This is a genomic window from Deltaproteobacteria bacterium (assembly GCA_016183235.1).
GTDB lineage: Bacteria > UBA10199 > UBA10199 > DSSB01 > JACPFA01 > JACPFA01.
Window position 1 is genome coordinate 74,843 of record JACPFA010000026.1, and the last position, 12,933, is coordinate 87,775.

Consider the following 12,933-nt stretch of genomic DNA (forward strand, 5'->3'; position numbering starts at 1 on the left):
CTATCGAATGACCTTAAAAAAAGTTGTTACGAGTTTAACGCGTTGCGTAAACTAGATATTCTTGATTACCTTTGTCACCCAAGATCGGAGAAGCCAAAACCCCTTGAACCTGAAAATCACACCCCTTTAGAAACTCCAAAATTTTCTTTATCACCGCTTGTTGTTTTTCCGAGCTATGAATCACCCCACCTTTTTCCACCTCTCCCTTCCCCACTTCAAACTGGGGCTTGATCAACGCAACTAAATTCCACTGGCCAGGGATCGCACGCACCAAATGAGGGATCACTTGGGTTAGAGAAATAAAGGCTACATCTACCACCACCAAGTTGATGGGTTCGGCAAAAATTTCGGGGCGCAAATCTTTCACGTGCAACTTTTCGAAACTGATCACCCGCGGGTCTTGACGCAAAGTATAGGCTAGCTGATTGGTACCCACATCAATGGCGTAAACTTTTGACGCACCCGCTTGCAGCAGACAATCCGTGAATCCCCCGGTTGACGCACCCATATCCACACACACAAAATCTTTGACGCAGATTTTAAAATGGTCCAGGGCGGCCTTGAGTTTGAGGCCGCCCCGGCTCACATAGGGATGATCAACGCCTTTGAGGCGAAGGGTAGCGTTGGAGTTAAATTTTTCGCTGGACTTTAAGACCAAATGGTCATCTGCCACCACCTTGCCGGCCATAATGAGGCTCTGCGCCCGTTCGCGGGATGGGGCTAGTTTTTTTTCTACCAGCAATAGATCAATACGTTTTTTCTTGGGTTGATGAGAAGTCATAGAATTTCTCTGGAGTTATAATATCAACCTGTTTCCCTAAAATGGGGGGCACAGTTTGCATGCTACTCTTCACCTCATAGAGGCGAAGACGCTCCCCCTCACGAACCAAGATATCCGCCTCACGTTGGGTGTTCGATGAATACCAAGAATAAACACGTTTATATTTTCGCGCAAAATGATTAACCACCACTGCCTCAAAAACCTTCCCTTTCATTTCTGAATCTTGAAGTTGATTTTTCCACCATTCAAAAATATTTTTTAAACCACGCAATAATCCTCCTGCCACCGCATAAAGTAGAGGATCAATAAAATAAATCTTTTTTGCCTTGCGCGGGGCCTCCATGTCTTTGTCGGGATCATAGCACCCCAGCACATGACACAGAAAAGCAAGTTCCAAATGCGCAACATAGGCAGCCGCGGTCTCATGGCTTTTGACAGGGGATTTTTCAATCAAACGTTGATACGTCACTTGACTTGTAAGTGTGTCAAAAATCCGAAACATGATGTGCACGAGGATGTCACGAGAAAGTTCAAAACGATGGGCATCTCCAAAGATCCAATTCGCATAGGTTTCATAGGTTTCATCAGAAACCCCACCTAATTGGCAATAATCACGAATTGCATGTGGAAACCCACCCACTTCTAAATATATTTGAAACCGAGCATGAGCATCGATGTGTTGAAAGCAGGGAAGGCCTGCATAGTCTCGAAGCGAGAGCGGGAAAAGGCTCACCTCTTTTACATTTCTCCCGGGAAAACGCTCTGCCATTTTTTTAAGATCTCTGGCATTAGAACCCGAGATCAAAAGAAAGGATTTTCGAAGTAAACCAGAATTTAAAAGCCATAAGATACCCCTCTGCCATTCCTCCACAAAAGTAATCTCATCAAGGCAAAGGAAAAGCCGCTCATGTTGTTTTGCTTTTAGCCAATCCACTAAAATTTGCTGCAATTCTGAATAATTCTCGATGGCTTCACACGTTAAAAATAAACAATGGGCTGCCTTGACGCCATCCAACGAAATGGCTCGAGCGATGAGTTCTTTCATCAATGTCGTTTTTCCAATTTGTCTTGGGCCACGAATCAAAAAAGAATGCCCCATCTGAAATTGGAGTTCTTTTTTTATAGGATGATCAAAATACCAAGGTTTGTTCAAAACGGCGATAAGATGGGGATCCTGTTCATGGGCATGTGGGTTAGCCCACCAAGGATTGAGAATTTCAAGACTTTTTGTATCTATAACCATTTGATTTTATTTATAAATTTTGTATATTTTATATTATGCAATTATAATCGCATAATTTTGTGAAAGGATCAATGTCTGATTTGCCGTAAGGTTATTATCCAAAAAACCGCAGGGCTTCCTTTAACTCAGGTTTTCCTTGTGCATAAACTTCCAGAGAAGTTCCTTGCTGCACGGCTTCCCAGGCTTGTTGCAGGCTTTTCGCCCCCGCACTCACCCCCATGGGATGGTTAAAGACCCCACGCCCCGAAATAAAACCAAAATCAACGTGGCCAATTTTTTCATACACGCGAGGCAGGCTACCCGCCCAATCGCTGCCACCGGGGATGGGAAGGCTAGCAGAAATCTGCCCCAGGGGGGCCAAACAGGCTGCCACGTTGGCCAAGACTTCTTCGTCGGTATTGTGCATGCGCTCGCCAAAACCGGAAAGGCCAATCATGTCACAGCCGGCCAAACGCAAGAGTTTGGTCCACACCACGGTATGCACCCCAAAATACTGCATGCGCGAGCTAATGGCCTCACCGGCAAAATGACCCATTATAGGTAGTTTAGAAATTTTGCGCAAACTCACCACCGACGAAATGCCCATGGTGAAAGGATTCACCATCACGGCATTACTTCCGCTTGCTTCTACTTTTTGGTAATTCGCCAATAATTCGTCGGCTTCTCCACTGATATTCATGATCATCATTTTCTTATCGCCAGTTTCTTTTTCAGCAGCCTGCCGCCTATGCCCACATTGCTTGGCCCGCCGCTCGAGGGGCGAATTTACCTGATCAGCCAACATTTCATCGTCTTTGGTAATGTCTAACCCCCCCAACCAGGCTTCATAAGCCCGCTGGGCAAAATCCCCCACGGGCAAGCCTAAGTTGGGCTTTACCACACCAATAAAAAAAGGCCTCCCCTTCACGCCCAAACTTTGACGCAAGCCCGCTAGCCCAAATTGGGGGCCCACAAAATTTTGCAAAAAGGTATCGGGAAGTTCCAGATTCATCAATTTAATAGTGGTAATGCCCGGACAATAAAAGGGGCCCTCGCCAGCTAGCGCGGTTAAAAGATTAGCGAGCCTTGGCCCAAAATTAATATGGGGGTGAGCCACCCTCACCCGGCAGCGAGAATAGCGTTCTGAAATCCTGGCCGCCTCTGGGTATAAAGGCTTGCTCGATTCCCCCACCACTTCTAGATTCAAAACAAAGGCCCCGTGAATTTTGCGAAAATCTTCTTTCACCCCCGGGCGTTTCCACTGCACAGTACTTTGCTCACAAGCCAAGCTCGCCGCCGCAAGCTGTGGCTCAACTGTGCATTCAAAAAAATAATCGGCCAGCACATATTTTTCTAAATCAAGCTGTTCGGGATTAATAAAAAAGCCTTCGGCCTCTTGGAGGGTCAACATAATCCTGGCTTAAATCCAAAGGCCTCAAGGGTCAAGGCTATATTGCCACCTGATAACTGTCTTATGGGTTGGTTAAAACATCTTGCTATGATGCTAATTTTATGGCATCATAGCATCATATATGAGAACCACAATGACAGTTGATGACGACATAGCCATCAAATTAAAAAAACAAGTCCGCGAATCGGGGAAATCTGCTAAAGAAGTGATCAATGATTTGTTACGGTTGGCTTTGTTAGAAAAAAGCCGGCTAAAGCCAAAAATTCTTAAGCCTGTTGAATTTGAACCGACTATTTTTAAAGGAAAACCGGGGCTTATGCCAGGCTATTCTTGGGAATTGTCAGCCGCCCAAATCATGGATCAGCTTGACGAAGCCGATATTATTCACCCATGATTTTACTCGATATCAATTTCCTCATTTACGCCCACCGTTCAGATTCTCCTCACCATGCTCAAGCGTTAAAGAAATTGAAAGAATTAGCTCAAACAGGTGCACCTCTCGGGCTCACTAGTTTTACAATGGTTGGTTTTTTACGGATTGTTACAAATCACCGAATTTTTAAAGAACCCACATCCTTCAATCAGGCCATTGCCTTTATCGATACGATCTTCAATTTACCTCAAGCTCACAGGCTTGAACCGCAAGAACGCTATTGGGATATTTTAAAGGCCGCCATCCGCGATACCGCCTCCACTGCCAACTTGATTTCAGATGCCCACCTAGCAACGGTTGCTACCGAACATGGGGCTTCTATTCTCACGATGGATGCTGACTTTAGGCGCTTCAAAGGAATCAACGTCCTTAAGTGGAGCTAAAATGAAACCCGCCTATTTTACCAAGGGCTTTAAGGCCTTTCTCATGACCCAAATGTTGGGCGCCTTCAACGACAATTTTTTCAAAATGCTGCTTTCCCTTTATTTTATCAGCATTTTACAATTTCCCAATGCTGAAGAACTGCTGTTTCAGGCCAGCCTTGCCTTTACCGCCCCCTTTCTCATCTTTGGCCCCTGGTCGGGTTATTTGGCAGATCGCTATGCCAAAACCAAAGTGTTGCAAATCACCAAGGCCGCTGAAATCCCGATTATGATTTTGGGTACTCTGGCTGTAGCGTCTGCTCAACCAACGTTCATGAATATTGTTTTGTTTTTGATGGCCAGCCAAAGTGCCTTTTTTTCGCCTGCCAAGGCAGGCTTTATTCCCGAAACCGTGGGCGAAGCAGAAATCAGCCATGCCAATGGTTGGGTCGAAATGACGACTTTTTTTGCCATCATTGCAGGCCAGGCCTTAACCGGAATTTTGCTCAACCTTCATCATAATCGCGCCATTGTGATCACCTATTATTGTATTGTCATTGCGATTATGGGCACGCTCGCCAGCCGGTTTATTACCCCAACCGCGCCAAGCGGCGCCAAAGGCCCCTTCCCTTGGAACCCGTTCAGCGCCATCTTCAAAGACCTGCGTTATCTTAAATCGTATCGCGGGCTTTTTTTAGCCGGCCTAGGCAATAGTTATTTTTGGTTATTGGGTTTAATTTTTCAGGTGAATATTATTGTTTACGGAAAAAGTTTTCTTCATCTCAGCGAAACCTACAATTCATTGCTCGCTGCCTTCTTAGCCGTGGGCATTGGGGTTGGGTCGATGCTGGCGGCCAAACTGTCGGGCAAAAAAGTGGAATTGGGGTTGGTCCCTTTAGGGGGCATAGGGCTTACCTTTTTTAGCACCCTGTTATTTTTCACCAAAACTTCTTATCTGGCCAGCGGCATGACTCTCTTTCTCTTAGGAATCTCGGGTGGTTTTTACATCATCCCTTTATTTGCCTTTTTGCAATTCGAAGCCGGCTTTAACGAAAAGGGCCGCGTGCTCGCCACCGTTGGGGTTATGAACGCCCTATTTTTGGTGATCGGCGCCTTTCTTTACAAACTTTTGGCCGTTCAATTAGGGCTCGCCCCTGATGTGCTCTGTTTAATCATGGGGATTCTTACCCTTGCCGTGGTTATTTATATTTGCACCCTCATTCCCGAATATTTCATTCGCTTTTTGGCCTGGCTGCTCACGCACAGTCTTTATCGCATTAAAATTAAGGGCCAAGAAAATGTCCCCTTTCATGGCCCGGCTTTACTCGTGGTTAATCATATTTCATTTATTGACGCACTTTTAGTGGGCGCCACCATTCAACGATTTATTAAATTTATCATGTGGAAAAAGATTTATGACATGCCGGTGATTCACTTTTTTTGTAAAATCATGCACGTGATTCCGATCGCCCCTTACGAAGGCCGTGAAGCGGTGATGGCAAGCCTGGCCCAAGGCCGCGCGTGCTTACAGGCCGGCGAGCTGGTTTGCATTTTCCCCGAAGGGGGCATCACTCGCACGGGCGAATTGCAACCTTTTAAAAAGGGATTTGAAACCATTATGGAAGGCATCCACGCCCCCATCATCCCCGTTTGTTTAAAAAATGTGTGGGGAAGCATCTTTAGTTTCGAGGGCGGAAAAGTCTTTTTCAAATGGCCTAAAAAATTCTTTTATCCGGTCACCGTTGAATATGGCCAACCCTTACCTCCCCACACTACAGCTGAGGCCGCCGAGAGTGTCTTGCGCCAAATGTTGGCCTAGTCATCAGCGCGCTTCGCAACCAAATCCAATTGACGCCGAGAATACTTTTTAAATTTTTTTAAACTTAGGGGATAATTTTATGGGCGATCTTACATGTAATCAACTGCCACACTCTGTTGAAATTCAATCCTTCAAAGATGGACAGGTTTATACTGTCAGTCCAGAGCCCACCATACCTCAAGCCCAATACATCTTTGATATCGCGTTTCCCACTAACGATCTTTATTTGGCCATGCTCAAAGATAGTAACAATGGCCTGTTTTGCGTGTACCCCGTTAAAGGCAGCGAACGCCTAATATCTGATGTCTTGCTTCGCGCGTATCAGCTTGAAAATAGCGAAATCCTACCCTTTGGAATCCCCTTTCCCTTGGCTTCTACGAATACTCGTATCCCAACGCTCGGAGTTCTCTACCATCCTGACTCTAGTATTTTTCTCACCCTAAGTACCGAAAGTCTTCAGTGGCACTTGATTGGCTATGGGGTTGCGGTGGCTCATTATATGGGCTTATTTACTACACTGAACGGCATTTATTACGATGCTTATAAACAACTAGCTGATGCCTCACCCCTTACTTCTGCTACATCCCAAACACCCGCTGTTTCACCACCACCAACCTATCAAAGAGAGTTGCCCCTGTTCTTAGATTGGTTGTCTATGAATCACCCCATGCTAGCGCTCCAATGGGAACCTTTACTAACCTATGACGATGGCCCCAACCCCTTTGCAACCAGCCTTGCGCAATATAACCCCAGCCAAGATAAAATTGTGCTCCGCCCAGCGGCCCTAGAAATGATGCTTCAAGGGGAATATGAATTGCTATTTTATTTCCTGCTTCACGAGGCAACGCATCGCGAATTGGTGATGGCAAACGTGCTTTCTCCCATTGCTATCATTGGCCCCAAAGTGGTTGCTTCTTACGCCACTCGGCTTTATGACGCTCGCCCCGGCAAAACAATTAACGAATGGAAACAAGCGCTTGGTTCTTTGCAACCTCTCTATTACCCTGATGAAGAAATTTTAGCCTATTTAAAACAATTCGATGCCATGCGCAGCGATCCGGATATTCCAGAAAGTGAATTAGAAAATGTGACTTTAAGTTTATGGAATCATATCCAACAAACTTTAGATTACGGGAAGCACGAAAGCACGCTCGTTTTGGGCTATCTCTTATATGGTGTTGATTTTTTACTCCCCCAAAGCCCTCATGCTAAGCAATATAAAAACCTTTTTGTCGGTTGTTTTGACTACCAGAACGACCCCAGTTGCCAGGATCCCGTATCACTCTACACTCAACTCATGGCTCCGGAGGCTCCCTAATTTTATCACCAATAGGCGCAGCGCACTTCGGCTGGATCGATCACTCCATTATGGTTATGATCACAGCGGTATTCGAAGCGTGTGTTCACGCCCGAGGCTTTAATAATACGGCGCTCTCTTCGGCTAATCCACCCATCGTGGTTTAGATCGTACTTACGTTCAATACGAGTATTCACTTTAGGATCACGGATTTTATATTGGTAGGGCCGGCTATAGGCCAAAGAAGTTATGAGTAAACTCATCATGCCTAATCCAAAAAAGAACCATTTCTTTTGCATAACGTGTCACCTCTCGATTAAAAAATTGTTACAGGGTTTGCTCTGTTGGACACTCAAAGACCGAAAAAGGTTAAACTGTGTAAGTTGTTTTAATTTTATAAAGTTGGGGGCCAAGAGATGCGGCAAGTCTATTTAAACCTTCTACCGCACGGCATGAGAATTGCTTAGTATTAAAGATACTATTAGGAAGGAAGGGGCTTGGGGCATGGTTGGCTCGTGTCAAAATAAAATAACGTTAACGTCAGAAGATCAGGATTTTCTTCTCACCCTGGCTACCGAGCGCTATGACTCGCTTAATCCTAGCGAACATCCTGATATTGATAGCCTGCCTGACCCCATTCTTTCGCTAAGAGATATTGAAAAAGCCCAAAGTAGATGGGCAGACACCTACGAAGACCGCGTATTATTGGGTGTACCACCCGACGTGCCACCATTAGTTAATTGCTCTAAAGAAATTATTTACCAAACCGCTAAAGAATTTTTACAAAGCAAGGGGTTGGTGGCCAAAGAAGACGCACGGGGGCTGCATTTAAAACCTAGTGACTATCATTGGGCCCTTTATGAAACGGGCGAAATTTTTACTCAACCAAGGCTTGTGGGACTAACGCAAAATTTTTACGAAAGAGGAGAATATGAACGCGCCTCCCAAGTTTGGGAAAGTTACGTAAAAGCAAAAAATAACCCTGAGAATTCTGATACCCATTGGCTGAATTTTTTACGAACCACAGCCCTTCGTTTTAAAGCCGGCAAAACTGTGATTCGAACCTACGACTTTTACACGGAGCATTCCAAACAACCGCTGTTTTTTTCCTCCCTGATCGGCTCTTCTTTAAGCGTAAACATGCCCCATTCCGATGGACAAAATTACGCCCTTACCAAAGACATAACCCACTATTTAGGATTCCTTGCCGATATCGATTTTGAAAATCTTTCTTTAGAAATGATTCAAGGTCATCCTGATCCTCTCGTACGAGAAAAACTCTCGATGGTGTTAAGTAGTTTGAGCCAAGATGAACTCCCCCGTCAAATCCCTGCTCCGCTTCGCACCCTCATTGATGTTGACGCCGCAGGCGTTTCCCTTGAAGGCCTAGCCCATTTGCGCAATTCTTTTATTCCCGAAACCCTCGAACGTGCTCGGCAATTTGTGCAAAATACTTTGGGCTTTACGCCTGCGGCCCTAAGCGAACGATTTCATGTGGCTATCACCCAACTTCCGGGTAAAAAACATCGTTCGCATGCGTATACTCAAAAAGCCCTTCTTATTTTAGACCTGGAGGGCAGGCCCGAGCCCAAACAACTTCATCGCGTTACCGTGCATGAATGGACGCATCTTTTTACCAACAACCTTTGCATAGCCGGGGGACCTAGCGAATTTTTTTGTGAGGGCATTGCCTCATGGGTCGATACCCGATTTGCTGAATTAGAAGTCGATGACCCTACCCCTCCCGATACAACTCAATTTTATCGACCTCAGGAAACTTACAACCGATTTCATCGACCGCAGCAAGATACCCCACAAGAAATCCAAGCAGAAAATCAAGATTACGTTTTGGGGCATCATGCCTGGCTCATGATCGAACAAGAATTTGGAGCCTCCACCGTTACGGCCATGGTGCAAGCCATTGAAGCTTTACCCGCTCCATCGCCCGAATTGCTCAATACTGAGATTGACAAAATATTTTTAGCTAAAACCGGGCTTGGCATGGAAGCTTGGTTGGCCAAAACTTCCCATCATCTGCAAACCACCCCCTATGGATTGCTTCGGCATTTTAATTTCTCTTTTTGGGCAAACCCTCAAAAAGATTTTTTGGCTGGCCTTGAAGTAGCAATCACCGAAACTAATCTTTTTCGTCAAAGCCTTCGCATGGGGGGAGGCCTCTTAGAGGCTCCTTCAGGTACCTTTGTCGCCGCCTATGCTGGGTATGGATCTGAACTTCCCCCCCTGGTTCCCTTTTATTACAATCGAAGGGGTTTAAGACTCTTGCAATTGAGTAGTGAAGCTGGCCTGTTATTTTTGGGTGCGATCAAACTTGTCCCTGAAGAACGTTATCTGCTTCGGCCTTACGCTAGTGTAAAAGCCGACCTGATCGGTTACGGGGATCGTGAGGGTGCAGCATTTGTAAGGTTTGGCTTGGGTTTACAAAAATTTTTCGTGGTAGGAAATGCAGCTGAAGTTGGTGAACTCCCTTTCGCGGGAATTACCATCTCGATGGAAAAATAAATCTAAAACCCAAATTGCACCATCGTAATGCCTTGGGCCCCTTTTGCGGCTACAAAATTTTCATATTTCCCCAAAATAGCGGCGCCTAGAATTTCTTTGCCACTTTTAAATTGGGCAACCCGCGAAGGGCTTTTGGGGTTTGAAATATTATAAACCGCCAACCCCTCAACCCCGGTGGGAACAAAAAGAAAATTGGCATCTGGCGTAAGGGCTAGGGGTAGAACCTTCCATTCAGGGCCCGCTCGGTAGGCCGGCACACCACTCACGGTGCCCACTTCGATCATTTTATAGCCATCTTGTACCGAATAGAGTTTAATCAAAATTTCTTGGGTGGTCGGTCGCAAAAAGGCCCCCACTAACAAGTTGCCGTCGGCCGATAACCAAACACCCTTGGCGATAAAATCGGCCAACACCAATCGCACCCTCGATTTGGGTCTGCCCTGCAATAAATCGACACAAGTGATCCCCTCGGCCCCGGTTGCCACATAGGCATAGGCACCACTCGGGGCCAAAACAACATCGTAGGCCTCAGTTAGAGGATAGGTCATGGTCATCGGGGTGCTGCTGGGCACTAACTCCGGAGTTTTAGTCGTTGATGGGGGTTCTTTTTTCACAACGGGTTTTTCAACTTTTGTTGGTCCCGGCGGCCAAGGTTTCACGACTAAAGCCCCGCCGGGATTAGAGGGCATGGCGCTGATGGCCAAATAATTTTTGCCAGCGATTTGAACCGCGTCAAACCCGGTAGGATTGAGCCCCGTATTGTCCCACGTAAAAATTTCTGTTTTCACCTTGGCCTTGACACTATCGGCATCAAAGAGCCAAAGTTTGAGCCCCGTGGGCTGCACATCGGCCAACAACCCCCAAAAATGCTGCTGCGTCATTTTTTTTGCAGGAAACATTTGACGCGCAAAGGGCACGGGAAGATTCTCCACCACTTTAAGGTCAGGGATGGCTATTAAATTGAGAGCGCCCCCAACATTGTCGCCCACCAAAAGTAGTTTTTCATTCAAGCCCATCACCCAGCTAGCGTTTGCCAAACCTGGGATCATGAGCTTTTGCGCCACTTGGTAGTTTTTGCCATCGGCCTTAGGGGCAAAGCTAAGCACCTTTAACCCACCCCCATCCGCCACCACGGTAACGGGTTCAGCTTTAATCTTTCCGGTTTCTAAATCACTTAATTTTGTAAAACCAATGCCTTCTATCCCCTGCAAGGCAATTTCGGCACGGGTATTGAGATCAACTAAACGAAGACTGACTTGATTTTGATGACGCACCACCACCAACCCTTTGTTGGCACCGGGAATAAGATGAAAGGCCTCCACTGGGGGATTGTCTTTGAGTAAAATCCTGCCCTCATCGCGTAGTTTCCCCGCTTCTTCAATGGCAAATAAGCGAACCCCATAATCTTGCCGCCCCTGCCCGGTTCGATCCGTTCCCACCGTAACAATCAAAAAAACCTTGGGTTTGCCACTCACGTTGAGCTCGACCGTTTCCATATGAGTAATCGAACCACCCGAAGACAGCGAGGCCAGTAACAACGAATGATTAAAATCAAACAGATGAATGTTAGTTTCATCAGCCAAATAAAGATAGCGATCATATTGCGACAAATGCACGGCTTGCGTTGACGCGCTGGGCATTTCTTTGCTTAACTTTGGAATTTTAGGGTCTTCTAAATCCCATAGTTTAACCCCTTGTGGGTCTAAGGTGTAGGCATAGGGTTTCCCCAATAAATAGAAAGAATGAAATTCATAAACCTCAGCCGGAAGCGCTTCTAGAGCTTGTTTCACGAGGATGTTATTCGCCGCTAACTGAACAAATTCCCATTTACCCTGCACCGATTGCACATAGGCAAAAAATTGTTGGTGAGTATCGCGTAGCCCATAAATCTTTTTAATAAAATCATCGCTAAGGCTTGAGGCCATTTTTGCAAAATTCGCGTCATAAAGTTGCAGTTCATTACCTTGCCCTACTAAATAGTTTTCTCCTAAATGGGCAACTGCATCAATGCTGCCACCCAGCGCCCCCTTTTCTTCTAATTTAGTGGCAAAAACTTGTAACTTAAGATCGGCACTGCTTTCATTGGCTCCATCCGAAACGGTCAAACGTAAAACGAAGGTTGTATCTTGAGTAAGCTCGCCCACCGTAAGCGTAGGGGTGAGGCTATTGCGCGGTTCAATCTTGATTGCCTCCCCTGGCCCAACTACTAATTCCCAAAAATAATTGAGGGCCTTACCCGTGCTCGATTGAACCGACACCCCCTCCAACGTTAAACGCACGCCTTCTGCCAAGGCCTTTTCAGGAGGCAAGGTTATTTTAATAAAAGGCGATGCTTGGGTGGCGGTTAAGGGTTGAGTTTCGGTAGGGGTTGATTCAGGGGTTAGGCCAAAAAGATCGGCCTTTTGAGTTTCTGAAAAAAGCCCGCTGGGTTTTGACTCAGCGAGATTTCTTTTGGGAGGGAGATTGGGTTTAGTGATTTGCGTTTTGGATGGCCTTGGTTTTTTATCAAAAAATTTCTTTTTGACCGTGTACCCACCCACGGCGGCTACGATGATCAAAATCGCTACCAAAAGAAGTGTTTTTTTGGACCGCATAGGCGTTGGATTAAAACATGCCTGTTAAAATAAGAAAAGAGAATTACTTACTAGTGCAGTAATCCCTCAGTCTTAGGGGCTTAGCTTTCAGAAACCCTTTGTGCGAGAGCGACGAGTCATGAGCGCTTAAAAAACATATGGTTTGTAGAAGCCTGTCCTGAGCCTTAGCGAAGGATCTCCTACGAACAAGGAGATCCCTCGTAAAACCTCGGGACAAGCTTCTAAACAAACCAAGAGTGCAAGCATCGGCTAAAATTTTAATTTGATCTTCTGCCACCTCTAAAACCCCACCCTCAACATCAAACTGCGTCATAGTTGAACCTTGACGCAAGGTCAAAACCCCTACACCCAAGCCTGACACCATGGTGGTATGGCCCGGCAATATCTCAAATTCGCCCAGTAACCCCGGCGCTACGATGCTATCGTAATCACCTGATAAGATTTTTGCCCCGGGGGTTACAAATTCTATGTGCATAATAAATTCTTCCATGCGA

11 protein-coding genes are annotated in these 12,933 nt (G+C 45.9%); 5 read left to right on the plus strand and 6 right to left on the minus strand.

The genetic code is table 11. The features are described 5' to 3' along the window. Window positions 1-34: 34 nt before the first annotated feature. From HYU97_06290 to HYU97_06300, 3 genes are all read right to left on the minus strand, one after another. Window positions 35-781: a TlyA family RNA methyltransferase gene (locus HYU97_06290; GenBank protein MBI2336353.1), complete on the minus strand. Its 747-nt coding sequence runs from the start codon at window positions 779-781 to the stop codon at window positions 35-37. Next, window positions 747-2,024 carry an ATP-binding protein gene (locus tag HYU97_06295; GenBank protein MBI2336354.1) on the minus strand — a complete coding sequence of 426 codons (1,278 nt, stop codon included), beginning with the start codon at window positions 2,022-2,024 and terminating at the stop codon, window positions 747-749. The genes HYU97_06290 and HYU97_06295 overlap by 35 nt, the downstream gene beginning before the upstream one ends. Window positions 2,025-2,118: 94 nt before the next feature. Continuing rightward, window positions 2,119-3,414 carry a ribulose 1,5-bisphosphate carboxylase gene (locus tag HYU97_06300; protein MBI2336355.1) on the minus strand — a complete coding sequence of 432 codons (1,296 nt, stop codon included), beginning with the start codon at window positions 3,412-3,414 and terminating at the stop codon, window positions 2,119-2,121. Between the two features lie 121 nt (window positions 3,415-3,535). Here HYU97_06300 and HYU97_06305 point away from each other — a divergent pair, with 121 nt between their 5' ends. The 4 genes from HYU97_06305 to HYU97_06320 all read left to right on the plus strand — a co-directional run bounded on the left by HYU97_06305 (window position 3,536) and on the right by HYU97_06320 (window position 7,346). Continuing rightward, on the plus strand, window positions 3,536-3,808 hold the full coding sequence (locus HYU97_06305; GenBank protein MBI2336356.1) for a hypothetical protein: 273 nt from the start codon (window positions 3,536-3,538) through the stop codon (window positions 3,806-3,808). Beyond that, the gene (locus HYU97_06310; GenBank protein ID MBI2336357.1) at window positions 3,805-4,230 is read left to right on the plus strand and encodes a PIN domain-containing protein; all 426 of its coding nucleotides are present in this window, start codon (window positions 3,805-3,807) and stop codon (window positions 4,228-4,230) included. Before HYU97_06305 ends, HYU97_06310 begins: the two co-directional genes overlap by 4 nt. 1 nt (window position 4,231) lies before the next feature. Next, window positions 4,232-6,028 carry an MFS transporter gene (locus HYU97_06315; GenBank protein ID MBI2336358.1) on the plus strand — a complete coding sequence of 599 codons (1,797 nt, stop codon included), beginning with the start codon at window positions 4,232-4,234 and terminating at the stop codon, window positions 6,026-6,028. Between the two features lie 79 nt (window positions 6,029-6,107). Further along, window positions 6,108-7,346 (plus strand): hypothetical protein, encoded by a 1,239-nt coding sequence (locus HYU97_06320; protein ID MBI2336359.1) that lies wholly within the window; start codon window positions 6,108-6,110, stop codon window positions 7,344-7,346. 5 nt (window positions 7,347-7,351) lie between these two features. Here the strand turns inward: HYU97_06320 and HYU97_06325 are convergent, their stop codons facing one another. Beyond that, a complete protein-coding gene (locus HYU97_06325) occupies window positions 7,352-7,624 on the minus strand; it encodes a hypothetical protein (protein MBI2336360.1) in 273 nt (90 codons plus the stop codon). A 205-nt stretch (window positions 7,625-7,829) separates the two neighbouring features. On the opposite strand from HYU97_06325, the gene HYU97_06330 reads away from it, so the two are divergent. Next, on the plus strand, window positions 7,830-9,845 hold the full coding sequence (locus HYU97_06330; protein MBI2336361.1) for a hypothetical protein: 2,016 nt from the start codon (window positions 7,830-7,832) through the stop codon (window positions 9,843-9,845). Between the two features lie 2 nt (window positions 9,846-9,847). Here HYU97_06330 and HYU97_06335 read toward each other — a convergent pair whose 3' ends face one another. Together HYU97_06335 and HYU97_06340 are read right to left on the minus strand one after the other, a co-directional pair. After that, window positions 9,848-12,439, minus strand: a complete 2,592-nt coding sequence (locus tag HYU97_06335; protein ID MBI2336362.1) for a hypothetical protein — start codon at window positions 12,437-12,439, stop codon at window positions 9,848-9,850. Between the two features lie 43 nt (window positions 12,440-12,482). Further along, the gene (locus tag HYU97_06340) at window positions 12,483-12,929 is read right to left on the minus strand and encodes a hypothetical protein (protein MBI2336363.1); all 447 of its coding nucleotides are present in this window, start codon (window positions 12,927-12,929) and stop codon (window positions 12,483-12,485) included. Window positions 12,930-12,933: the final 4 nt, after the last annotated feature.

Coding starts and splice junctions, on each gene's coding strand:
- HYU97_06290 (MBI2336353.1), bottom strand. CDS start 781: ATGACTTCTCATCAACCCAAGAAAAAACGTATTGATCTATTGCTGGTA.
- HYU97_06295 (MBI2336354.1), bottom strand. CDS start 2,024: ATGGTTATAGATACAAAAAGTCTTGAAATTCTCAATCCTTGGTGGGCT.
- HYU97_06300 (MBI2336355.1), bottom strand. CDS start 3,414: ATGTTGACCCTCCAAGAGGCCGAAGGCTTTTTTATTAATCCCGAACAG.
- HYU97_06305 (MBI2336356.1), top strand. CDS start 3,536: ATGAGAACCACAATGACAGTTGATGACGACATAGCCATCAAATTAAAA.
- HYU97_06310 (MBI2336357.1), top strand. CDS start 3,805: ATGATTTTACTCGATATCAATTTCCTCATTTACGCCCACCGTTCAGAT.
- HYU97_06315 (MBI2336358.1), top strand. CDS start 4,232: ATGAAACCCGCCTATTTTACCAAGGGCTTTAAGGCCTTTCTCATGACC.
- HYU97_06320 (MBI2336359.1), top strand. CDS start 6,108: ATGGGCGATCTTACATGTAATCAACTGCCACACTCTGTTGAAATTCAA.
- HYU97_06325 (MBI2336360.1), bottom strand. CDS start 7,624: ATGCAAAAGAAATGGTTCTTTTTTGGATTAGGCATGATGAGTTTACTC.
- HYU97_06330 (MBI2336361.1), top strand. CDS start 7,830: ATGGTTGGCTCGTGTCAAAATAAAATAACGTTAACGTCAGAAGATCAG.
- HYU97_06335 (MBI2336362.1), bottom strand. CDS start 12,439: ATGCGGTCCAAAAAAACACTTCTTTTGGTAGCGATTTTGATCATCGTA.
- HYU97_06340 (MBI2336363.1), bottom strand. CDS start 12,929: ATGGAAGAATTTATTATGCACATAGAATTTGTAACCCCCGGGGCAAAA.